Genomic DNA, 23,884 nt, shown 5'->3' with positions numbered 1-23,884 from the left:
GGGGACGGGACGAATCTAACATGCGTAGGTAAACGGTACAACCGAATCTGCCGGGCATTTTCTCACCTAACCGCGAGCGGCCGCGCTCCTGCCGGACGGATCGCCGGAACCGTCGTGGCACGACAGGCCGGCGAGCACCTCGTCGGTGTCCGCGCCGAACTTCGGAGGCAGTGCCGGCGCGAATTCCTCCCCAGACACCCGGATCGGGCTCGCAACGAATTCGAGTTCACCCACGCCCTCGTACTCGACGCGGTAGGTGTTGGAACGGCTGGCGAAGTGCGGATCGGCGATCATGTCGCTGACCGAATTGACTGGCCCACCTGCGATCTCGTGCTCGAGGAACAGCGCGAGCCATTCGTCGCGCGTGCGCTGCAGGAAGATCTCCCGAAGCTCCCGGTACACGTGATCAGCGCGCGCCGACGCCTCGGCATCGGTACTCACGAGATCTATCTCCAGCAGATCCGGGCGGTCCACCGCGAGACAGAAGTTGCGCCAGAACTTCTCGACGTGCGAACCGAACAGCATGGCTTCGCCGTCCTTCGTCCGGTACGCCTCGAGACGCGGCCAGTCGGGCAGGCGCCCGTCCGGCAGCCAGGTGGGACGCGGGATCGACCGGTCCTTGTTGAGTTCGGCATCGATCAGATCGGGCATCCACGCTGCGGCGACGTCGATTCCCGCCACCTCGAGCCGGCAGCCCTCCCCGGTGCGGCCCGCCCGGTGTACCGCGGCCAGCAGGCCCATCGCGCCGTACGCACCGAGCGCGTACATCGCCATCGGTGGCGTTGTCCCACCGGCGATCCCGTCGATCGGCGGCTCCTCGGGCGTGCGAACCTCACGGAGCCCCGCATAGGCGTCGAACACCGGCCCGCCGGTGCCGAGTTGGCTGTACGGGCCGTCCGACCCCATGCCCGACACCGTGCAGAAGACGATCCTCGGATTCACCTGTCGCAGTCGGTCGTATCCGACGCCGAGCCAATCCAGGTAGCCGCCGCGCATACCTTCGACGACGGCATCGCACGTGCGGGCGAGTTCCAGGAATGTGCGTTTTCCCTCGTCGGTGCGCAGATCGAGCGCCACGCTCTTCTTCCCGCGGTTCCACCGCAGATGCATGAACGAGGGTCCGTCCTCGTCACCGATCGCGCGGCTGCCGCCCACCCGCACCGGATCTCCCAGCGGCCCCGACTCGATCTTGATGACTTCGGCTCCCAGATCGGCGAGGTGACCGCCGACCGACGAAGGTGCCAGTTGCGCGACCTCGAGGATGCGCATTCCCTCGAGGAGGGAGTATCCGCTCATTCCGTGCCTCTTTCGGAAATATTCAGTGTCTGTTCGGGTTTCAACTCGACCCACAGGCCTTCGGCCTCTGCGACCAGTGTGTCGCCGTGGTACATGGCTCCGCGCATGAACCGCTTGCGACCGTCCTGTCGCACGAATTCCGCCTCCACCCGCAGTTCGACGTGGAGCGGAGCAGGCGCCCGGAAGTCCACATGGAGATAAGCCGTGCGAGCCCACGGACGCCCGAAACCGTTCGCGAGCCGAGCCATGATCTCGTCGAAGATCAGCGGCGTGACACCGCCGTTCATCGCGTAGCGGCCGGAATGGAAGCGGCCGACCGTGACCCGTCCCCGAGCGGTCGTTTCCGTCACCTCGTCGAGATGCAACGGGGGCGCAAGGGCCTGGCCTCGTCCGGCCAGATCCCATCGATGGCCCGGGATCTGGTCGTCCTCGCCGACCTCGTGTTCCTCCAATTCCGTTGCTATGGAACGGAGTTTTCCCGCCATTGCCGATGCCGTCGCGGGGTCGGGACGCGATCGCGTGAAAGCCTCCTGCACCGCACGCACTGCGGCAACCAGTTCGGCGAACTCGTCGTCGGCCTCGGCCGTCGGGGTGAACGGATCATCCCAGTTCGGATCCCAGATATCTATCGATGCGCTCGCACGGTTCAGAACGTCCATGATGTCCCTCTCACACGGTTTCCTCACGGGCACCGAAGAATTCCGTGAACATGTCGCCGACGGCGCGCGGCCGCAAGGTGGTGCGCGCGACCGTGTTCTCGCGGTCGTAGCGACTGCGCAGATCGCGTCCGTGTCCGGCGAGCAGGAGCGATTTGATCTCCCTGATCGCCTCGGGCGGTTGCGCCGCTATCTGCGCTGCCGCCTCCAACGCGGCCTCGAGCACGTCGCCGTCCCCCGCGTAACGAGTGAGCAGGCCGATGCGGTAGGCCTCGTCGCCGGCGACCGCGCGCGACGTCATGAGGAGATCTCGCGTCTGCCCCGCTCCGATCAACGTGTCGAGAATCCACGTCAGATTCGCGCCACCGTACTTGGCGGCGGTCACCGTGAACCGCGTCGACGCGCCTCCGACCCGCAGGTCGGAGCACGCCGCGAGTAGGGTTCCCCCGCCGTACGATATGCCCTGAACTGCAGCGATCGTGGGTTTGGGAAATTCGAGGTATCGCCACAGCAATTCCTCGCGCTCGAGCATCGCCTCCAGGTTCTCCTCCGACGACAGCACGGCGAGTTCCTTCAGGTCGTACCCCGCAGAGAAGGCACGATCCCCCGCCCCCGCGATCACGACGACCCGGACGGTGTCGTCGGCTGCGGCCCGCGTGAGCGCCGCATCGAGTGCTCGTTGCATCGACAGGGAGATCGCGTTGTGCGCCTCCGGACGATTCAGCGTCAGCTGCAGCACGCCCGGCCCGGGCGACGACTCGAGTAGTTCGCTCGTGGTCATGCCGCTCGGGGTCATGCCTTGGCGCCGGCGTTCTTCCGGCGCTCCTCCGCCATCGCGGCGGCATCGCTCATGATCATCTTGTGGAACACCTGTCCCGGAAGTTCGTTCCGCCCGTAGACCAGTTCGTCCACCTGCCCGTGCGAGACATTGTCGGTGATGGTCTTGGTCACGAACCAGTCCTCCGCGTGGAGCGTCTCCATGAGGAGTTCCCAGTTCTTCTCCAGGACCCGCTTTTCACGAGGAGTGGCGGGCTCGGACGGCGAGAGCAGCCGGATCGTGCAGTACGACACGTTGGGATCGTCCACGTCGGGGACGATCGTCCAGATCTCGAAGTGATTCGGCTCGGTGACGAGCATCGTGCCGGGATAGATCGTGTAGTTGGCGAGCGAGTAGTCGCGCACATCGAACGAATCCGGATCGGCATCACGTACGTCGGTAATCGACCTGCGCGCCACCACGATTCGCCACGAACGGTCGACGAGATCGAACGCGGTGATGTTGCCCTCGAGGTAGTTGCACACCGTCTTGGTGTGCAACTGGCACAGGTGGTACGAGTCCTGCACCCCGTCCACCGCGATCTTCCAGTTCATGTCGAGCTTCCAGGTCTCCTTGCGGACCTGGAACGAGTCCCCGATACCGGTATCCGCGACCTCGGCGTCGTGCTTGTCTCCGAGTACCTGGGCGATGTCCAGGTCGGCCCCGACCGTCGGCACGACCCAGACGAGACCGTGCCGCACCTCGCACGGAAACTCCACCAGACCGTATTGCGAGCGATCCATCCCCTCGAAGCCCTCGGCGTGCGGCAGGCCGCGCAGCGAACCGTCTCGGCCGTACGCCCACTTGTGATAGGGGCAGCTGAAGATGCGCTTGCATCCCGAGTCGTCGAACTCGACCTTGGCTCCGCGGTGCCGGCACACGTTGGAGAACGCCTTGACGGAGCCATCGGACTGCCTGACCACCAGCAACGGCGTGCCGATGAGGTCGGTGGTGATGAAGTCGCCCGGCTGCTTCAGCTCGTCGACGTGCGCCACGATGTGCGGAAACCGACGCACGACGTCGCGTTCGAGGCTTGCCAGCTCGGGGTCGTTGAACACGGAGAAGGGCACATGCAACAGGTCGTCCGCGTAGTCGGTGGTGTTGTTGTCCTTGTGCGCGATCAAGCGCCGAGTGAGTTCGATCTTGTCTTCACGCTGCATGCCCTCAGGATGGCACATGAGACATCAGGCGTCTAGTGTCTCAGTGAGACTACTCGGCGGTATTGTTCATGCGTGGCACAGAAGACCGATGCAGAGACCGTGGACGTCACCGCGGCGATCCTCGTCGCTGCCGAATCGTGCTTCGAGCGGTTCGGTATCACGAAGACGACCATGGCCGATGTGGCCCGAGCAGCGAACATCTCCCGGGCGACGCTCTACCGATACTTCTCGGACCGCGAAGCGCTCATCATGGCCTCGATCGTCCGCCGCGCACGCATGAACATGGAGCCGTGGCGAGCTCGCATCCGGGAGTACCCGACCTTCGGCGAACGGATCGTGGAGGGCCTCTGCGCCAACATCCGGCGAGGCATTCGGGATCCGATGATCCACCTGCTCGTGTCTCCCGCCGAGGCCACGCTCGCCATCACGCTGCTCGCGACGTCCGGCAGGGCCGTCGAGCTGACCCGCGAGCTGTGGGAGCCGATCCTCACCGAGGCACAGGAATCCGGCGAGTTGCGCACGGACATCGACCTGGACCTGCTGTGCGAATGGCTGTCCGAGCTCGAGATGAACTACATCAGCGCCCTGGGCGCCGATGCCGGCTCGCTGGACCGGCTGCGGGACAAGCTCCGCATGTTCGTGGTTCCCGCCCTGGTGGCACCAGGGCACTGACACTGGATCACCGACAACGCCGGGTCGCCGATCCCGCACGGAGGTCCTGCAATATGCGGGACAGTGGGATTCATGAACGCATTCGACCTGAACCACTCGCTGCGTGAGCAGTGGGAATTCCACTGGAACCATCAGATCCGAGCCAGGCTCGATGGCCTCACCGACGACGAGTACTTCTGGTCCCCGGTACCCGATGCGTGGAGCGTGCGACCGCGGGGCACGTCGACGGCGCAGATTCAGGCGGGATCGGGTGACTTCACCATCGACTTCGCCTTCCCCGAGCCCGTGCCGGCACCGTTCACGACGATCGCGTGGCGGCTCGGCCACGTCATCGTCGGGGTGCTCGCCGTCCGCAACGCGGCGCACTTCGGTGCCGCACCGGCGTCGTACGAATCGTGGGAGTACGCCGGCGACGCCGCCACCGCGCTCGACCAGCTCGAAACGCAGCTCGACGTGTGGCTCGCCGGCGTCCGGGATCTCGGCAACGACGGGTTACTGGTCCCCGTTGGCGACAAGGAACCGTATCCGGAGCTGACGAGGGCGGATCTGGTGCTTCACATCCACCGCGAGCTGATCCACCACTTGTCGGAAGTCTCGCTGCTGCGCGACCTGCATACGCACACGCATCGCTCCTGAGCCGGGGTCAGAGTGACCATGTGGGCTCGGTCCGATCCACGACTCGAGTCGGAATCCGCCCACACTGTAGCGTGAGCGAATCCGCACTCGCCCGCGTAGATCGTCGGGCGGCCGCGCTCGAATCGCTGTGCGGCTGTCCGGCCGGCGCGCGAACCCCGCCCTACGAAGGCACTACACCGGCCGCGCGATATACCGTCCGCTCCCCCGGCGCGGAGATCTCGTCGACAACACCCTTGGCGACGAGGTCCTCCAGCACCGCAAGCACGATCGTCCAGTCCACATCGAGCCTGCCCGCGAGTTCGACGACCGGATGCGACTCGTTCCCGAGTGCATCCACGATCAGTTCGGCGAGCCGCGCCGACACCGCCATCGCAGGCGAAGCAGCGAGTCCGGGGAGCTCGAGGGACGAAATCTCGACCATCGGAATCGGCTCGGTGATCGCAGAGTCGACACCCGGTGCCGGAATGACTTGGGTCTCAGCAAGGTTGGGCGTGATACCCCGCCGCTCGAGCTCGCCCCACAGGCCCGCCATCGACGCGACCGAATCGAAGTAGTAGTCGGATTCGCGGATCCGCCAGAACCTCCACCCGGACCGTTGCAGTTCACGTTCCCGTTCGAGCTCGGCGCGCTGCCGGTCGGGGCCGGCATGCCAACGATCGCCGTCGCACGCGACCGCCAGCCTGCCTGCTGAACCGGTCACCACCAGATCGATGAAGTGGCCGTTGACCTCGACCTGCGGGTTCACGTGATATCCGCGAGCAACGATGTCGAGGAAGACCTCCTGCTCGAAGAGGCTGCCGAACGCCTCGTGCCGCTCGTCGCGTGTCACGCCCTCCGGCATCGGCGCGGCGGGTGTCGGGGACGTCGACTGCATGTAGGAGAGCAGCGAATGCCGCAGGTCCGTCGGCCGCAGCGTATCGACCGTCCGCGAATGGAACAACCACAGCTGGTCCTGCGCCCGCGACGCGGCAACGTTGAACCGCCGCTGGTATTCGGTCCGCGTCATCGCCGCGATGTTCTGTTCGGGTGCGACGACCATCGACAGGAACACCACGTTCCGCTCGTCGCCCTGGAAATCCGGGGGCGTGCCGACGCGGAGCCGGCGTTCCTCCCACTGCTCCGGGGTGAGCCTGTCCAGCAGTTCGTTCTGGATGACGTCGACCTGCGACTGTCCCTGCAGAACCACCACACCGAACGTCTTCCCGTCATAGGCCTCGTCCTCGAGGCACTGCACGAGCGTGTCGACGAGGGCACGTGCCTCGACGCGGTTCGTCAGCGACGAATTCTGCCCGGTCACGAAGCCGTCTTCGACGAAGGTGGTGCGCAGCGGCGGCAACCGGTCGGACCCGAACTGCCGCACCGGAACCAGCGGGTCGTCCGCATAGAACTGGTCGCTGGACCAGGCGATGATCTCGGGCATGGACCGGAAATGCTCCCGCAGCCGGACGACGCTCCCGAATCGCGATCGCAGCAGCGAGAACATGCTCGACCGCGGAGTGAAACTGTCCCGCAGATAGTTCGGGATGTCCGGCAGGTAGGAGTCGAGACGACTGAACACACCGTCGAGCGCACCCAGCGACACCGCACTCGGCGCACACTGCTTGTCGTCGCCGACCACGATGACACGCGGCGCCAGCCACAGCAGGAACAGGCTGCTGATGTCGGCCTGGCTCGCCTCGTCGACGATGACGACGTCGAACGAATTCTGTTCCGGCGGAATCGAAGCCAGCACCTGTTGCAGCGGCATCACCCACGCGGGCACCGCGCCCTGCGCGACCTGCATGGCCTCACGTGCCGCGGCACGATAGCGCTCGGCGTACCTGCCGGTGCCCTTGCCGATGCTCGCCACGTGGTCGCGGTACGAATGCAGCGCCTGGACCTGCTCGGCGGTCGTGCGATCGAGGCACGTGCTCCACGCCTTCTCTGCGGCGAGCTGGGCGGTGAGCCGCGCGATGTCCTGCTCGACTTCATCGAGGTCACGGTCGAGCTGCAGGTCGTCGCGGTTCTCGTGACAGTCCCGCACCCATTCCTCGGCGCGACGCCACGCCCACGCGTTCTCGATGTCGGCGAGGCGGGCCGGCCATTCCGGTATCGACGGATCGTTCCCGATGGCGTGCGCGAGGGACGGTGCGGCGTCGGTCAATCGCGCGTGCAGGGAGACGAGGTCCAGTTCCTCGCGGTGTTCGCCGGCCGCACGGTCCCACGCGTCCAGAGCCGCGTTGATGCCGTCCAGGTCCGCGTCGTGAAAGGCCCGGGCCAGGGCGCGTCCCTCGGGTGACGCACCTCCCGAAATCTCACCCCGCACATACATACCGATCGATTCGAGCCAGGCCTTGCTCGCCTCGGCGGTACCGGCCGCGGCGATGGCCCGCGCCGACTGCGCAACGGACCGTGCCTGTTCGACGCTCGCGATCCGCGGCGCACCGGGGTTGATCTCCCGCAGCGCCGACTCGACGTCCCGTGCCCGGGCGACGAGGTCGGCGACGATGACGCGGTCCCTGTCGATGAAGGCCAGCGCGCCGACGGCACGGCTGCGCGGCTCGTCGAGCGGGATGTCGATACCGAGATCGCGGAGGGCGATTCCCACCACCCGGACCGCGTCGAGCGCGCGTAGGTGTTCGGCGACGATCCGGGCCGTCTGGGCGGTGGTGGCCGCGACGCCGTCGACGGTCGCGAGCTCACCGAGTTCCTCCACCGCGGATTGCTCGTCGCTCCTGCGGAATCGGGTGAAACCGCTGCGCCACGTGTCGCCCGCTTCCAGCTTGTTCGCCAGCGCGTCGTAGGCCTCGAAGGCACGCTGCCCCGTCACCGGTGTCTCCACCGTGTGGGCGCCGACGAACCGGTCGGCCTCCTGCGCTGCCTGCACGAGTTTCGCGAACTCGGCGGCCTTTCCCCACAGATGCTGCGCCTGCCCGGACAGGACGTCGTCGGCGAGGCGCTGGAATCGCGGGTCGAGCCGTTCCGCATCCTGCAGGGCCCCCTGCAGTTGCCGGCAGAGTTCGTTGATGCGGGCGAGCGCCTCGGGTGACGCGCCCTCGAGAACCCACAGAAGTCCCGACGCGTGACCCTCCGTCGCCTCGGACGGTGCCTGGGCGACCGCGTTGCACGCGTACTGCAGCTCGCGCTGGGTGGGAAGGCTCAGTTCCGGGAAGACCTGGAATCGGCGCCGCGCGCGGTCGACGTTCGACCGCTGGTGGAGCATGAGGAGGATCTGGAATTCCTCGGGGGTCAGCGGTGGGGTGTCGGTGAGGAGCGGGCCGGGCAGCCATCCGTACCGCGTTTCCTGTGCCCGGACCCGCCGGACGATCGACGCGACGGTCCCGCCGTAGCCGGCCGGGACCTCGGGGTGGACGACCGTCTCTTCCGCGCGGCTCTGCCGGATCTGTTCCGTCAGCATCGCTCGACGGTTCAGTGCCTCGTCGCGTTGCGCGGTGAGGTCACCGATGCGCTGCGCCGCGCGCCGTGGGTTGAATTGTGCTTTGCGCGTGGCGATCCCGCTGATGCTGTGGGTGAGCTCCTCGGACCCGCCCCGCGCCGTGTCGGTCACCGACACGCACAGTTCCTGCAGTTCGGGCGGGAGCATGCCGCGGAGCACGCGCAGTGCCTGCGCCTTCTCACTCGTGACCAGCACGCGCTGGCCGCGAGCCAGCAGGGCGGACATGAGGTTGGCGATGGTGTGGGTCTTGCCGGTGCCGGGCGGGCCTTCGACCACGACGCCGATGTCGCCGGTGAACCGGTCGATGATGTCGCGCTGCTCCTCGTTCGCGGGCAGCGGGAACAGCGGATCGTCGGCGAGCAGGGCGGACGGGGTGGCTGCGCGAGCACCGTCTGCGGCGGCGATGCGGTCGAGCCATGCGACGCGGTCGGCCGGTTCGATCGTCTCGACGAGCTGCGCCAGCCCGAGCGGCACGGGGTTCGACTCGTCGGCGGCAGCCCTGATCATGCGGTCGTAGTACTCGACGAGCGCATAGGCACCGCGCTTGCGCAGCACCAGGGCGGGTGAGGGCGTCAGGAACGCCTCGGGTGACGGCGCCTCCTCGGCACGATCGACGACGTCGACTCGGACGGTGAGCGCACGATCGGCCCACTCCTTGAAGAATGCCCGGGTCGCGGGGTCGACGGGCGACGCGACCTGCAGGGCGAGGGATTCGTGCAGGTTGCGGGTACTGGACGGGTCGAACACCTCCAGCCCGGTGAGGAGCTGGGTGTCCTCGAGCGACGGACCTGCGTCGGAGTTCAACCGGACGAACAGGTCGCCGGACTCCGCGTCGCGCTCGACGAGGGCGGACTGCGTGATGAGGTGGGTGCACACCCGCTCCCCCGCCACGCCAGTGGAGAGCTGCAGCAATCCCGATGCGACGACGAGCTCCAGCGATTCCGGTTGGCCTTCGAGGTCGAGCATCGCGCGCTGCAGGAACGTGTAGATCTGCGACTCGGCGCGGCGTTCGCGGTCTGCAGCCGCCCACGCCCGCCATTGCGCGAGCCAGGTGTCGAAGCCGCCGGTGTCCCCCGGGGTCCGCGGGTGGAGAACCGGTTCGACGCTGGAGTCGTCGATCGCCCCCTGCACGTACCTCGCGAAAAGCTCGGGAGGTTGCGGCGGCGGCTCCTCGAGGCGACCGCGCGGAACGCGGAGGACGACGTCGCCCGCTGCGGCATCCGCACGGAGACTCACCTCGTCGAGAGGCATCACGGCACGGTGCTTTCCCAGGACCCGGACGGGCGCGCTGCGCGCTTCGACGAGCTCGGACAAGAAGGTGAGCAGGCGTTGCACGCGATCCCTCAGCTGGGGATCGCTCTCCCTCGACTCGACACCCACTGCACTCACCCTGCTTCCACCCGTCTGACGGAAACGGGCAGTACCACCTTAGGAACTGTCGCCGACATCTTCATGTCCGGTCCCCCTTCGAATCCCCTCACCGAAATGACAGAATCCCACGTCCGGAACGTGCGCGGCTGAACACCCGGCGAGCAACCTCCACGATCCCGGCCACTCCCGGCGTTACGGTACGAAACAAGCCCGACCCGAGGAGAAGCATGAGCGAGTGGACCGACCGCCCGACGGCGGACATCGTCGCCGACCTGACGCTGGGGGAGAAGGCGTCGCTGACGAGCGGTCTGAACTTCTGGTTCACCGAGCCCGTGGAGCGCGCCGGGATCCCGTCGATCATGCTGACCGACGGTCCGCACGGGGTGCGGAAGCAGACCGGTGGCGGCGACCATCTGGGCCTCGGCGCCGCGGAGCCCGCGACGTGCTTCCCGCCGGCGGTGGCCTTGGGTGGCACCTTCGATCCGGACCTGCTGGAGCGGGTCGGGGTCGCACTGGGCACCGAGGCCCGCGCCGCGCAGGTCGGGGTTCTTCTCGGGCCGGGTATCAACATCAAGCGAACCCCGTTGTGCGGACGCAACTTCGAGTATCTCTCCGAGGATCCGTTGCTGTCGGGTGTCCTGGGCGCGGCGCTGGTGCGGGGCCTTCAGTCGCAGGGCGTCGGTGCGTCGCTCAAGCACTATGCGGCGAACAACCAGGAGACCGACCGGATGCGGGTGTCGGCGGACATCGATCCGCGGCCGTTGCGCGAGATCTATCTGCGCGGGTTCGAGCGGGTCGTCGAGGACGCCCGTCCGTGGACGGTGATGTGCTCGTACAACCGCATCAACGGGGTGTATGCGTCGGAGAACCGGTGGCTGCTCACCGACGTGCTGCGCGGCGAGTGGGGATTCGACGGCCTCGTCGTCAGCGACTGGGGCGCGGTCGCCGACCGGGTCGCGGCGCTGGCGGCGGGGCTGGATCTGGAGATGCCGTCGACCGGTGGCCGCACCGACGCCGAGATCGTCGCCGCGGTGCGCGCGGGCACGCTCGACGAAGCGGTCCTCGACACCGCCGCGGGGCGGGTCGTCGACCTGGTGCGCCGGGCCGTCGCGGGCGCGCAGCCGGACGCGACCTACGACGCGGACGCACACCACGCGCTGGCGCGGGAAGCCGCGGCCGCGTCGGTGGTGTTGCTGCGCAACGAGGGCGGCCTGCTGCCCCTCGCCCCGGACGCGAAGGTCGCGGTGATCGGCGAACTCGCCCGCAGCCCGCGCTACCAGGGTGCCGGGTCGTCGCGGATCAACCCGACGCGGCTGGACAACGCGCTCGACGAAATCCGGGCGCTCGCGACCGTCGAGGTGCCGTTCGCGGCGGGCTACTCCGCCGAGGGATCCGGGGCGTCGGAACTGACCGCCGAGGCGACCGCGGTGGCGGCCGCCGCCGACACGGTGATGCTGTTCCTCGGGGTGCCCGCCGAGCTGGAATCGGAAGGCTTCGACCGCGAGGACCTGGAACTTCCCGCCTCGCAGCTCGAACTGCTCGACGCGGTCGTCGTGGCGAACCCGAACACCGTCGTCGTGCTGTCCAACGGTGGCGTGGTGCGGCTCTCCGGTTTCGCGGACCGGGTACCCGCCATCGTGGAGGGCTGGCTGCTCGGACAGGCGGGCGGCGGCGGAGTCGCCGACGTGCTCTACGGGGTGGTCAATCCGTCGGCGCGGCTCGCCGAGACCGTGCCGGTGCGGCTCGAAGACACCGCCGCGTACGGGAACTTCCCCGGCGAGCACGGCCACGTCCGGTACGGCGAGGGCCTGCACGTCGGCTACCGCTGGTACGACGCCCGGCAACTCGAGGTGTCGTACCCGTTCGGGTTCGGCTTGTCCTACACCACCTTCGACTACGGCGACGCTGTGGTGACCGGTAATGCCGAGGTGACCGGTAGTGCCGAGGGGACCGGGGGCGGCGACCTGACCGTCACGGTCACCGTCACCAATACGGGTGACCGGGACGGCGCCGAGGTCGTGCAGGTCTACGTGAGCCTGCCGGATTCCGCGATGACGCGGGCGCCGCGCGAACTGAAGGGCTTCGCGAAGGTACACCTCGCCGCGGGCGAGTCCCGGGAGGTCCGGATCCCGGTGCGCCGCGCCGACCTCGCCTACTGGGACACCCGCGTCGACGCCTGGGTCGTCGAGGGCGGCACCTACACCGTCGAGGTGGGGGCCTCGAGCCGGGACATCCGCGCCGTGTGCACGGTCGAGGTGACCGGCGACGAGGTGCAGCTGCCGCTGTCGCTGGAGTCGTCGATCGGTGAGGTCCTCGCGAACCCGGTCGCGGCCGGGCTCGTCATGGAGGCGTTCGCATCCATCACCGGGGCGGGCGACGGTGGCGCGGCTCCGGTGCTGGACGAGAGCGTGCTGAAGATGGCCGAATCGATGCCGCTGAGCCGGATGGTCGGGTTCCTCGGCGAAAAGTTCGATCGCGACCGGCTTCGGCAACTGATCGACGCCGCCAACGCCGCTCGGTGAGTGCGCCGTGTGAAACGTGTGGATCGTTCGGGCGATTGTTCGCCACCGCCCTAATGTGATTGAGTGGGCGGCGCCGGTGGGGGCCGGCGTTTTCACTCGACGATGTGGGGGAATGTCCGTGGCGGATGAAGCAGCGCTACCGGAGCCGAGTATCGCGCTCGACGACCGGAAACCCGGGTCGATGGCGATCGACCCGGAAACGCACACGATCTACGTCGTGACGCGGCGCGGTGTCGGTGGCGACAGCACGATCGACGTCGTCGATCCGGCGCGCGGCGATGTGGCGGCGACGATTCCCAGCGTCACGAATGCGAGCGCGGTAGCGATCGCGCCGGATCGTCACGAACTCTACGTCGCCAATTACGCCCTGCGCACCGTCTCCGTCGTCGACACCCGGACCCGGGCCGTCACGGCCACGATTCCGGTCGGGAAGGAACCGTGGGCCGTGCGAGCCGATCCGTCGGCTCCCACGCTGTACGTGATGACCGGGGACGAATTCACCGTGATCGACGCGGACCGCAGGGTCGTCACCTCGAACTTCCGCATCGACAACGAGTTCCCGGAGATCTCCCGGGGATTCGCCGTGATCGCGGGACGTCTGTACGTTCCGATTCCGATCGCCGGTGAACACGACTGGGTCGGAGGCAAGGTCGCCGTCGTCGACATCGCCACCGGCGGCGTGATCACCGAGATCACCGTCGGTCGTTCCCCCGACCTCGTCCTCGACCCGGCCGGTCCGACGATCTACGTCGTCAATCGGTACGACGAGACGATCTCGGTCATCGACCCCGCCACCGGCACCGTCACCGGCCCGTACCCCGTCGACTTCGAGGGCGGGGGCGACTCGGCGATCGACCCCGCACGGCAGACGCTGTACATTACGAACTTCAGCAGCGACACCGTCTCCGAAATAGACCTGGAATCAATGGAATTGGTGCGGACCCATCGGGTCGGCGATGCTCCGCGCAGCCCCGTCGTCGACCCCGCGACGCACCATGTCTACACGTCCGACAGCCACTCCCACAGCATCTCGGTGATCGAACCCGCCGAAGCGCCGCACTGAGCGCACGACGCGAGCGCAAGGCGGCCCGCCGGTGCAGGCAGGTCGATCGGCGACAGTTCCACCCGGACCGTGTCGGTGCGGTGTGCCAGCATGGGCTTGCACTCGACACCGAGGGGAGTTCCGTGACCACAGCCGATGTCCATCGCCTGGTCCGCTTGCAGCGCGATCACCAGGCATGGTCGCTGCTGCGGGCGGACAACGCCGCCGTGGTCCTCGCACTGCTGGCCCGGCATTTCGACCATGGGACGCGGCGGCTCCCGGCCCCCGAACTGTTCGAGTTGCTCGACACCGATCTCCAGGAACTGCGCGACGAAGGTTTCGATCTGCCACGCACCGGTCAGGCCTACTGCGCGGACTGGGTGCGCGCCGGCTACCTGCTGCGCCGGCCGAGCACAGACTCGCGCGAGGAAACCCTCGAACCGACCGAGTCGACGTTCGCCGCGCTCGCCTTCGTGTCCGGATTGACGAGTACGACCAGTTCGGTGACCGAGTCGCGGCTGACGACCCTGTCCAGCCAGCTGCAGGCACTGGCCCGCGATTCCGATCCCCGCAGCGAGTCGCGGTTGGCAGCGCTGCGCGCCGAACGCGACGCGCTGGACCGGCAGATCGCCGCCGTCGAATCCGGGGATTTCCCGGTCCTGGACGGCACCCGCGCCGCGGAACGGGCGAAGGAGATCCTCGCGCTCGCCGGGGAGATCCCGGGCGACTTCGCGCGGGTGCGCGCCGAGCTCGACTCCCTCAACCGGGAGCTGCGCGCCCGCATCCTCGACGACGAGGGCGACCGCGGCGATACCCTCGGGGAGGTGTTCCGGGGCGTCGATCTGATCGGCAACTCCGACGCCGGGCGCAGCTTCACCGGGTTCTACGACATGATCATCGATCCGGAGCGCTCCTCCCAGCTCGACGCATGGATCGAGGTGGTGCTGCAGCGGTCGTTCGCGCAGCTGCTCGACCTCGCCGAGCGGCGCCGGTTCAGGTCGCTGCTCACCGAGATGGAGACCTCGGGCAGCGAGGTGCACGCAACGATGACCTCGTTGTCGCGGTCGCTACGCCATTTCGTGCAGTCCCGCCACTACGAGGAGCATCGGCGGCTGCAGCGGCTGTTGCGCTCGGCTCAGCAGCAGGCATTGGAGGTGGCACGGCGCCGCAAGCCCTACGACCTGCTCGACCTCGAACTGGTCCGGATCGGCATGAGCATCGACTCGGTGGCCGCACTGCAGCTGCACAATCCCGCCGACGACCTGGTGGCCGAGCCGGTGGTATCGCAGCCGGCCGGTGAGGTCGACCTCGACGAACTGCGCCGCATCGTCCGCGAGTCGGAGATCGATCTGGACGAGCTGGCCGGGAACGTCGCTGCGACGCTGGGTGCGCGTGGCCGCGCCACGATCGGCGACGTCCTGCAGGATCATCCCGCGACGCAGGGACTGGCGAGTGCCGTCGGACTTCTGGTGCTGGCGGCAGAGCACGGACATCCCATGGACGGCACCGAGGACATCTCGTGGACTTCACCGCGCGGCAATGTCCGGATCGCGTCGATCCGTCGCTACCTGTTCGACCCGACCGACGCTGCGTTCGCACTCCCGCAAGAGGACGCCTGATGACCGAATCGATCCCGCTCTACCCCGGCGACACCGGCGAGCTCGGCCTCGAAACCCGCCGTGCCCTGGTGCAGCTGCTGAAGGGGCCACTGGTCACCGCGGAGAAGCACCCCGAGATCTGGCGGACGATCATCCGGGACGAACGGGTGCTGCGCTCACGGCTCGCCGACGTGTTCCTCGACCTCGTCGTCGACGAGAACGACCTGCTGGCCTTCACCCGTCCGGCCGACACCGGCGACCACAAGACCCCCACGGTGCTGCGCACCGAACGGCTGACGTTCATGGACACCGCCATGGTGCTGGCGCTGCGCCACCGGTTGTTGCGGGCACAACCGGGCGAGCGGGTGATCGTCGACTTCGACGAGGTCACCGCCCAGCTGGAGATGTATCGCGGGGCGACGAGCACCGATCCGGCCGGTTTCCGGCGACGGGTGCATTCGTCGTGGGAGAAGCTGAAGAAGTACTCGCTGCTGGCGTCGACATCCACGGAAGGTCGCATGGAGGTGTCACCGGTGCTACGGCAGTTGTTCGATGCGGATCAGGTCGCGGCCGTCGAAGCGGAGTTCCGGCGCATCGTCGAAGGGAGCCCGATGTGACCGGCGAGCCGATCCACCCCACCCAGTTCCGCCTCGCACGCGTGCAGGTCGTGAACTGGGGAACCTTGCACGGGCACCACGATATTCCGGTGGCGCGCAAGGGTTTCCTCATCACCGGCGCTTCCGGATCGGGCAAGTCCACGCTGATCGACGCGATCTCGACGGTGCTCATGCCCGCGGGCAATGTCCGATTCAACGCCGCCGCACAGGAATCCGCGGCCGGCTCGGGCCGCAACTTCGTCAGCTACATCCGCGGTGCGTGGCGGCGCGAGGCGTCCGCCGACACCGATTCGCTCACCGCGTCGTATCTGCGGCCCGGGGCGACGTGGAGCGCCGTCGCACTCACCTACCGCACCGGCGACACCACCGCTCCGGTCACGCTGGTCAAGCTCATGCACTTACGACGCGGCGCCAATACGAACAACGACGTGTCACATCTGCATCTGATCCTCGACATCGACGTCGACCTGACCGAATTCGAGCCGTTCGTCGCACGGGGGATCGACACTCGCGCGATCCGCAAACAGTGGCCCGATGCCGTGGTCAATCCCACCTACGCGCCGTTCGCCCGCGCGTTCCGGTCCAGGCTTGGCATCTCGTCGGAAGCTGCGCAGCGTCTGCTGCACCGCACGTTGTCGGCGAAAGGCCTGAACAGCCTCGATCAGCTGCTGCGCGACTACATGCTCGACGAACCGGGCACGTTCGCGATGGCGGAGCGAGCCACCACCCAGTTCCGCGATCTGCGGGAAGCACACCGAGTCGTCGTCGATGCGCGCCGGCAGGTGCAGACCCTCGACCCTCTCGTGGATCTCGCCGCCACCCGCAACGGCGGACTGCGGGCGCAGCGCGAACTCCAGGACGAGTCCGACCATCTCGACGCCGTCCACGCCGCGCTGACCGTCGACCTGCTCGAGGACAAGCTGGAGGAAGCCAAGGCGCAGACCGGGCTGTTGCTGGCCGCTGCCGACAAGACCGCCGCCGAAGCCGACCGTGCTGCCGAACGCACCCTCGATCTTCGGGTGCGGGTGGAAAGCGCGGGCGACGGCAGGCTCGCCACGCTGCGCACCCAACGGGCGGCAGCGGAGACCGACATTGCACGGATCACCAAGCAGCGCAGTCGGTTCGAAGCATCACTCGGGCCGTGGGAGGCACAGGTGCCGAGCACAGCCGAGGAATTCGCACACCTGCAGGCACAGATCGAGACCGAACTCCGCGAACTCGACGCCCAGGCCGACACCCGCCGCCGCGAGCTGTACGAGGTGGCGAGCACACTCGCCGAGCACCGCAAACGCCTGCGCGAACTCGTCGCCGACCGGGAGGTGCTGGCGCGGCGACGGTCCAACCTCGACCCCGAACTGCTGCGCGCCCGCGAGCTGGTGTGCTCGGCCGCCGGCCTCGGGGAGGACGCGCTGCATTTCGCCGGCGAACTGCTCGAGGTCCGTCGCGAGGATGCCGCGTGGACCGGGCCGATCGAGCGCGTACTCGGCGGATTCGGCCGGACCCTGCTGGTGCCCGACGAGTTCTATCCGCGCGTGGCCGCCGCGGTCGACGCTCATCACCTGGGCGCACGGCTGGTGTACCGGCGGGTGCGGGCCCCCGCCACGCCACCCGACACGCCCGCGACCGCCGAGAATTCCCTGGTCCGCAAACTCGATGTGCGCGCCGGGTCGCTCACCGCGTGGGTGTGTCGCCATCTTGCCGAGCGATTCGACTACGTGTGCGTGGAAACCGCCGACGATCTGCGCCGCGTCTCCCGCGGTGTCACCCGGTCCGGGCAGGTCAAACACGGACCCGACCGTCACGAGAAGGACGACCGGCGCCGCATCGACGACCGCAGCCGGTGGGTACTGGGCTTCGACAACGAGGCCAAGCTGATCGATCTGCGCGGACGCATCGACGCCGTCGAGGGGGACATCGCCGGACTGGAACGACGGCAGAAGGCGCTCGAACAGTCCGAGGACAATGTGCAGCAGCGCCGCCAGTCCGGCGCAGCGATCCGCGAATCCTCCTGGGCGGAAATCGATGTCGAATCGGCCCATCGGGCACTCGACGCGATCGATACCCGGCTGCAGGACTGGATGCAGGACAACACCGAGTACACGACCCTCACCGCCGAACTGGAACGCGCCCAGGCCGAGGACCGGGCCGCGCGGCAGGCCCACACCGCCGCCCGCGCCAAACTCGACCAGCACCGCGACGAACTCGCCGCGGTACAGCAGCGCCTCGACGACGCGCGCACCCACATCGGTGGCACCGTCCCGGACGTCGTCGCCGCCCGGATCCGCGCGCGATTTGCCGCCTCGGTACGACGCGTCACCGCCGACAACGTCGACCGCACTCTGAGCACAGTGGGCCGGGCCATCAGCGACGAATTGCGCGCGGCCCAGCGCGCCACGGCCGATGCCGAACAGCACATCACGCGGATTCTCACGGCGTACCTCGCCGAATGGGAGGCGCGGCGGGCCGAGATGCGTCCCGACGCCGAATACGTCGACGACGCGATCGCCGTCCTGGCCCGGCTGCGTTCCGACAATCTGCCCGCCTACGAGGACGAATTCTTCCGGCTGTTGCGCGAACAGTCGCATCGGAACATCGGTGAGCTCGCGCGGGCGATCCGCAAGGCACCCGGCGAGATCCGTTCGCGCATCGAACCGGTGAACGAGTCGCTGCGCCGCTCCCCGTTCGACACCGATCGGATCCTGCGCATCGATGTGAAGGACCGCCGCTCCCCCGCCGCCTCGGAGTTCCTCGCCGAGCTGGTGCGAATCACGAGCGGGTCCTGGAAGGAGGAGGATCGCGGCGAAGCCGAACTCCGATTCGAGCAGATGGCGGCTGTGCTCGAGCGCCTCGACTCGGGCGAACCCGCGGACCTCCGGTGGAAGCGCCTCGTGCTCGACACCCGGCTGCACGTCGGATTCATCGGCGTCGAGGTCGATTCGGAGGGCAACGACGCGAACTACCACGATTCGAGTTCGGGATTGTCGGGCGGGCAGGCACAGAAGCTGGTGTTCTTCTGTCTCGCCGCGGCCTTGCGCTATCAGCTGGCGGCGGACGGCGACGAACTCCCGCGGTACGGCACGGTGATCCTCGACGAGGCGTTCGACCGCGCCGACCCGGCATACACCCGGCGCGCACTGGATGTGTTCACCCAGTTCGGTTTTCACATGGTGCTCGCGACCCCGCTCAAGCTGCTGCAGACTCTCGACGACTACATCGACGGTGTCGCGTCGGTGAGCATCCGAGACAAGCGGTACTCGCAGTTGGCGTTGCTGCCGATCCGTGACGGCGGCGAGGACACGGAGTGAAGTGGGTGCCACCCGGCGCGGTGAGTGCCAAGGCACTGGCCGCGTACCGGAACCGGCGGGCACGCTGGATTGCCGATCCCGTTGCGGCCGAGTCCGATGCGCTGTCGATCGCGCTGCATCCGCCGTCCGAGGTGCGGGTGGCGGACGACCCCGACGCCGCGGTCGCGTGGGTACGCGAGTGGCACCGGTATTCCGGTCCGGGGCGCGTCGACTGGGAATCCCGCCGCTGGCGCGACTTCGGCACCCAGCAGGTTCCGGTGCGGCTGGTGTTGTCGTCGGCCTCCGAGATCGCGGCCGCGGCGAGCCGCACCTCGGAGTGGACCCTGCTCGGAACGCGGCAGCGGCGGCTCGTCACCGGACTCGGTCCCGGAACCCCGACGCTGGCCGCCGCGGTAGCGTCGACCCACACCCGCTGGATGGAGCTGGAGGAGCACGACTTCGCCACTCTCGTCGCGGTGGTGCAGTGGCTGGCCGACCATCCCGCGTCGGGGATGTTCATCCGTCAGCTTCCGGTGCCGGGGGTCGACACGAAATGGGTGTCGCGGCACCGCGGTCTGGTCGAGACACTGCTCGACGGAGTCCGCGGCGACCGCGACCTGGGCGTACGCTCACTGCCGCGCATGTGCGAGGTCGCGGTGTGCGACCGCTCGCTGCTGCCGGCGGCGCCCCGCATCTTCGCGACACCGCTCGCCGAACTCGCCGCGCTCCCGCTACACCCGGCGATCACACTCGTGCTGGAGAACAAGGAAGGCCTGCACGCGCTGCCGGACCTGGCGTCGACAGTTGCGCTGCACGGCGCCGGTTATTCGGTGCACGAACTCGCGGACGTGCCGTGGCTCGCCGCGTCGGACGTCGTGTATTGGGGTGATCTCGATACGCACGGGTTCGCGATCCTCGACCGATTCCGCCGGTACCTGCCGAACGTGCGCAGCCTGCTCATGGATCCGGCGACCGTCGAGAACTGGCGACACCTGGGCGTGCCCGAGCCGACCCCGAGCTCGTACGCCCCCGAGCACCTGACCGAGTCCGAGCGCACGGCTTTCGAGCTGGTCCGGGACGAAAACCTGCGGATCGAACAGGAGCGGCTCCCGTGGCCGTACGTTCTCGACCGACTGCCGGGCGATGGGAGCCAGTTTTCGGTCTGACCGGGCCGAGCCACCACACCGTGGGAGGAGGCGGCATTCGGGAGGTTGTTCAGACGGTCGCAGGTCCCGTTTCGACGGGGTTGGCCGGATCCGACGACCACTGCGACCACGAACCGGGGAACAGCGCGAGATCGATGCCCGCGATCTCGGCCGCGGCGACGACCACCGCGGCGGTGACCCCGGACCCGCAGTAGGTGCCGGCGCCGCGTTCGCCGTCGACGCCGTGCGCCGCGAACAACGCGCGCAGGTCGTCGGCGGGCGCGAACCTGCCGTCCTCCCCGAGCAGCGCGGTGGACGGCAGGTTCACGGCACCCGGGATGTGTCCGGCGACCGGGTCGATCGGTTCGACCTCGCCGCGGAAACGTTCGGGGGCGCGGGCGTCGAGCAGCACACCGGCGCGGGCGAGGTCCGCCGATTCCGAGGCGGTGAGGGCTGCGAGCGCGCCCGTGTAGAAGTCCCTGCGTCCGAGTGTGATCGAACCGCACTGCGGCCGAACCGCTTCCGTGCTTTCCGCTCCTCCGGCGGCACGCCACGCCGCCCATCCCCCGTCGAGAATGCGCACATCCTCGAGCCCGGCGGCGCGCAGCAGCCACCAGGCGCGGGCCGACCCGGCGCGGTTCCAGTCGTCGTAGACGACGACGGTGTCGCCATCGTCGACACCCCACCGGCGCAACGCTGCCTCGAGTGCGTCGGCGGACGGCAGCGGGTGCCGGCCGCGACCGGGCACGGTGTGGTCGCTGAGGTCGGTCTCGAGATCGGCGTAGACGGCACCCGGGATGTGCCCGGCGGTATATGCGTCGCGGCCGTCCGGTTCCGAAAGTGACCACCGGACGTCCAGGACGCGGACGGGCTGGTCCGAGGCGAGGAGGTCGGCGAGGTCTGTCGCGGAGACCAGGGTCATGGCATGTCCTGTCGGTCGGAGTGGTCGGGGCTCGGGGTCAATCTTCCTCGTCGACCTCGACGCCGTAGCGAGCGACCAGCGCGGCGAGGTCGTCGTCGTAGCCCTGCCCGACCGCGCGCACCCGCCACTTGCCGGCGCGGCGGTAGATCTCGGTGAGCACCATCGTGCGTTCGGTGGTGCCGGCGTCGAGGACGAACGTCGCGGCGGTGGTGTCGTCGCCGTCGACGCTCACCGACACGGCCCCCAGCTCGCCGAAGGTGCGGTCGCCGTCGATCGCGGCGGCGATCGCGACGCGGTGGCAGTCCTCGGGGAGCCCGGCGAGGTCGAGGCGCACGCACTGTTCGCTGGGCCCGTCGACGGTCAGCTCGACGACACCGTCGTCGACGAGGGGGTTGTTGTAGAACACGAAATCGTCGTCGGTGTCGACCTTGTCGTCCGGCCCGAGCAGGAACGCGACGACGTCCACGTCGTACTCCTTGCCCACGGCCTCGGCCTTCCACGCGACGTTCACTGCCCACGACGTGTTCTTCGCGGGCAGGTCGATGACCTCGCCGCGGGCCAGCACGGGTGCGGACAGTTGCGCTTCGAGGCGCATGTGCGGCGGCACGACACCCCGCTCGAGCGCGGCGTCGACGTCGTCGCGGGTCAGGACCGGGAGTTGCCGCGCGGTGACTCGCGGCATGCGCTTGTCGTCGTGGCCGCCGTCGAGGACGAGCACGTCGGTGACCGCGGCGGTGAAGTTGAGCGCGGGCCGGGCGCCGAGCTGGGTGATGCGCGAGCGCATCAGTACCCCGTCGAGGTGCGTGCCGCCGAGCAGCAGCACGCGGCGTCCCGACCACAGTTTCGGCTTCCGCCCGGCCAGCGTCCATGTCGGGGCCGGAGCCTCGGCCGGCGCGGCGGGCTGCTCGATGACGATCGGTGTTTCGATGTGCGCGACGGGTTGCGGCACCACGTCGATGACGGTCGCGACCTTCGGGACACCGGGCCGCACCTCGGCGAGCAGCCGATCGAGTTGCGGTTCGTCGATGATCGGGATGTCCAGGGCCATGGCCTTGCGGACCTTACCGGTCTGCACGAGCGGGTCGTTGCACACCAGCACACTGGTCTGGCGGCTGACCTGGTTCATCACGTCGAGGCCGGCGTCGGTCATGCGGGCTGCGAGCGTCAGGCGCGGGGTGGTGGTCGAGCCGCTGATCACGACCTTCATGCCCTGCACGAGCCCGGCGTCGGCGAGCCGGCCCGGGTTCTGCCAGTCGCACGCCACGCGCGGCACCGAATCCGGATAGACAGCCTTGCGGCCGCGGCAGTTCACGACGGGCAGCGGCAGTTGCAGGCTGTCCGCGAGCGCGGCGCTGTGCACGAACACCTCGGACAGGACGCGCGCGTCGTCGTAGGCGTCGTGCTCCTGCAGCTGCTGCACCTGCCAGTGCTGCGCGAGGGTGGAGAGGCGGAAGTTGGGGACGTCCAGTTCGAGGCGCCGCGACAGCGCCATCGTGCACAGCCGCTTCTGCACGGGCAGCGACGTTCCGGCGCGGCGGAATTCGGCATCGAGGAAGCCGTAGTCGAACGTCGCGTTGTGGGCGACGAGGGTGCCGCCGTCGAGGACCTCGGCGAGGTCGCGGGAGATGTCCTCGAATCGGGGCGCGCCGGCGAGCCGTTCGCGGGTCAGGTTGTGCACGTGGACGGGACCGGGATCGCAGTCCGGGTTCACGAGGGTGGAGAACTCACGCTCGACGGTGCCGTCCTCGCTCAGGACCAGCGCCGCGACGCTGAGCACGCGGTGGGCGTTGGGACGCAGACCCGAGGTCTCGACGTCGACGACGACCCACCGGTGGTCGCGCGGCAGTGTCGTCGTGTGCGTATCGATCACGTTTCCTCCGGTCGTCCCCGGCCGGGCTGCACCCCGGCACAGTGAGACATTCTGGACCGACGGTCCGACACGATCGGCGACACCCCCGGCGCCTGACTCCCGGGCCGGCTTTCCGCTCTATACGGCTCTCAGCCCGTACAGGTAGGTGGTGAGGTACTGGTCGATGAAGGGGGTCCGGATCTCGTCCGAGTCGGGCATCGTGATGAGCAGGGCGTAGAGACCGACGAGGAACGAGACCGCGTTGTGGAACGTGTCGACCCCGGCGGGAATCTCGCCCCGTTCCTGTGCGCGCGCGAATTCGTCGACGAACGCCACGATCACCGGATGGTGCGGCCACTCCTCGGACGGCGGTCGCTTGGTGGAAAAATGCAGGGCCAGAAAGTCTTTGAACAGCCTGTTGCCGAGGCGCCGCTCGAGCGCCTTCAGGATGCGGACGGCTTCGGCGAGGGTGTCGCGCACACTGTGCCCGGCCGCGAAGAACCGCTCGAGCTCGGCGGCCATGCGCTCCTCCTCGCGCTTCTCGAGCTCGAGCAGGACGTGTTCCTTCGTCGGGAAATGGAAGAAGAACGTGCCGTGGGCGACGCCTGCGGCCGCGACGATCGCCCCGGTGTCGGCCGCCGCCATGCCGTCGCGCTTGAATTCCGCGATCGCGGCGCCGAGCAGCCGCTCCCGCGTCTGAAGCCCCTTCGATCCGCGCGTCTGCGGTTTGCTCGTCGCCATCCACAACCCGTTTCCGCCCGCCTAGGGCTGATCGTTCTCGACTCTGCGGCGAGTTTACGACAGCCGAGAAAAACTGACTCAACTCAGAAAATCCCTTCCGCCGAGGTCAATCGCGGGTTA

Annotated in this window: 16 protein-coding genes; 8 read left to right on the top strand and 8 right to left on the bottom strand. The window is 68.3% G+C overall.

Annotation, left to right across the window (positions count from 1 at the left end; translation table 11 throughout):
• Nucleotides 1-66: 66 nt before the first annotated feature.
• Genes ACWDUD_RS09025 through ACWDUD_RS09010 form a run of 4 tightly spaced genes read right to left on the bottom strand, consistent with a single transcriptional unit; the run spans nucleotide 67 to nucleotide 3,929 of the window.
• Nucleotides 67-1,296 carry a CaiB/BaiF CoA transferase family protein gene (locus ACWDUD_RS09025; RefSeq protein WP_248675097.1) on the bottom strand — a complete coding sequence of 410 codons (1,230 nt, stop codon included), beginning with the start codon at nucleotides 1,294-1,296 and terminating at the stop codon, nucleotides 67-69.
• Nucleotides 1,293-1,955: a PaaI family thioesterase gene (locus tag ACWDUD_RS09020; RefSeq protein WP_450109104.1), complete on the bottom strand. Its 663-nt coding sequence runs from the start codon at nucleotides 1,953-1,955 to the stop codon at nucleotides 1,293-1,295. The genes ACWDUD_RS09025 and ACWDUD_RS09020 overlap by 4 nt, the downstream gene beginning before the upstream one ends.
• Before the next feature lie 10 nt (nucleotides 1,956-1,965).
• Complete coding sequence (locus ACWDUD_RS09015) at nucleotides 1,966-2,733, bottom strand: enoyl-CoA hydratase/isomerase family protein (RefSeq protein WP_450109103.1); 768 nt, start codon at nucleotides 2,731-2,733, stop codon at nucleotides 1,966-1,968.
• 11 nt (nucleotides 2,734-2,744) lie between these two features.
• On the bottom strand, nucleotides 2,745-3,929 hold the full coding sequence (locus ACWDUD_RS09010) for an aromatic ring-hydroxylating oxygenase subunit alpha (RefSeq protein ID WP_450109102.1): 1,185 nt from the start codon (nucleotides 3,927-3,929) through the stop codon (nucleotides 2,745-2,747).
• 72 nt (nucleotides 3,930-4,001) lie between these two features.
• On the opposite strand from ACWDUD_RS09010, the gene ACWDUD_RS09005 reads away from it, so the two are divergent.
• Together ACWDUD_RS09005 and ACWDUD_RS09000 are read left to right on the top strand one after the other, a co-directional pair.
• A complete protein-coding gene (locus ACWDUD_RS09005) occupies nucleotides 4,002-4,601 on the top strand; it encodes a TetR/AcrR family transcriptional regulator (RefSeq protein WP_450109101.1) in 600 nt (199 codons plus the stop codon).
• A gap of 72 nt (nucleotides 4,602-4,673) precedes the next feature.
• Nucleotides 4,674-5,237: a DinB family protein gene (locus ACWDUD_RS09000; protein ID WP_248675102.1), complete on the top strand. Its 564-nt coding sequence runs from the start codon at nucleotides 4,674-4,676 to the stop codon at nucleotides 5,235-5,237.
• A 160-nt stretch (nucleotides 5,238-5,397) separates the two neighbouring features.
• Here ACWDUD_RS09000 and ACWDUD_RS08995 read toward each other — a convergent pair whose 3' ends face one another.
• A complete protein-coding gene (locus ACWDUD_RS08995; protein ID WP_450109129.1) occupies nucleotides 5,398-10,053 on the bottom strand; it encodes an AAA domain-containing protein in 4,656 nt (1,551 codons plus the stop codon).
• 218 nt (nucleotides 10,054-10,271) lie between these two features.
• Between ACWDUD_RS08995 and ACWDUD_RS08990 the strand changes: the two genes are divergently transcribed.
• The 6 genes from ACWDUD_RS08990 (at nucleotide 10,272) to ACWDUD_RS08965 (ending at nucleotide 20,273) form a co-directional block, all read left to right on the top strand.
• A complete protein-coding gene (locus ACWDUD_RS08990) occupies nucleotides 10,272-12,566 on the top strand; it encodes a glycoside hydrolase family 3 C-terminal domain-containing protein (protein WP_197251427.1) in 2,295 nt (764 codons plus the stop codon).
• 118 nt (nucleotides 12,567-12,684) lie between these two features.
• Nucleotides 12,685-13,629, top strand: coding sequence for a YncE family protein (locus ACWDUD_RS08985; RefSeq protein WP_197251428.1), 945 nt, complete (start codon nucleotides 12,685-12,687; stop codon nucleotides 13,627-13,629).
• Nucleotides 13,630-13,751: 122 nt separating this feature from the next.
• The gene (locus tag ACWDUD_RS08980) at nucleotides 13,752-15,227 is read left to right on the top strand and encodes a DUF3375 domain-containing protein (RefSeq protein ID WP_197251429.1); all 1,476 of its coding nucleotides are present in this window, start codon (nucleotides 13,752-13,754) and stop codon (nucleotides 15,225-15,227) included.
• A complete protein-coding gene (locus ACWDUD_RS08975) occupies nucleotides 15,227-15,823 on the top strand; it encodes a DUF4194 domain-containing protein (RefSeq protein ID WP_197251430.1) in 597 nt (198 codons plus the stop codon). The genes ACWDUD_RS08980 and ACWDUD_RS08975 overlap by 1 nt, the downstream gene beginning before the upstream one ends.
• A complete protein-coding gene (locus tag ACWDUD_RS08970) occupies nucleotides 15,820-19,128 on the top strand; it encodes an ATP-binding protein (protein WP_450109100.1) in 3,309 nt (1,102 codons plus the stop codon). Before ACWDUD_RS08975 ends, ACWDUD_RS08970 begins: the two co-directional genes overlap by 4 nt.
• Nucleotides 19,125-20,273 (top strand): DUF3322 domain-containing protein, encoded by a 1,149-nt coding sequence (locus ACWDUD_RS08965; RefSeq protein WP_450109099.1) that lies wholly within the window; start codon nucleotides 19,125-19,127, stop codon nucleotides 20,271-20,273. The genes ACWDUD_RS08970 and ACWDUD_RS08965 overlap by 4 nt, the downstream gene beginning before the upstream one ends.
• A gap of 49 nt (nucleotides 20,274-20,322) precedes the next feature.
• Here ACWDUD_RS08965 and ACWDUD_RS08960 read toward each other — a convergent pair whose 3' ends face one another.
• The 3 genes from ACWDUD_RS08960 to ACWDUD_RS08950 form a co-directional block, all read right to left on the bottom strand.
• Nucleotides 20,323-21,174 (bottom strand): sulfurtransferase, encoded by an 852-nt coding sequence (locus ACWDUD_RS08960; RefSeq protein WP_450109098.1) that lies wholly within the window; start codon nucleotides 21,172-21,174, stop codon nucleotides 20,323-20,325.
• A 37-nt stretch (nucleotides 21,175-21,211) separates the two neighbouring features.
• A complete protein-coding gene (locus tag ACWDUD_RS08955) occupies nucleotides 21,212-23,044 on the bottom strand; it encodes a TerD family protein (RefSeq protein WP_450109097.1) in 1,833 nt (610 codons plus the stop codon).
• A gap of 117 nt (nucleotides 23,045-23,161) precedes the next feature.
• Nucleotides 23,162-23,764, bottom strand: coding sequence for a TetR/AcrR family transcriptional regulator (locus ACWDUD_RS08950; RefSeq protein ID WP_248675109.1), 603 nt, complete (start codon nucleotides 23,762-23,764; stop codon nucleotides 23,162-23,164).
• Nucleotides 23,765-23,884: the final 120 nt, after the last annotated feature.

The sequence above is a fragment of the Rhodococcus sp. NPDC003382 genome (assembly GCF_053589135.1).
This window is presented reverse-complemented; position numbering and strand designations above follow the sequence as displayed.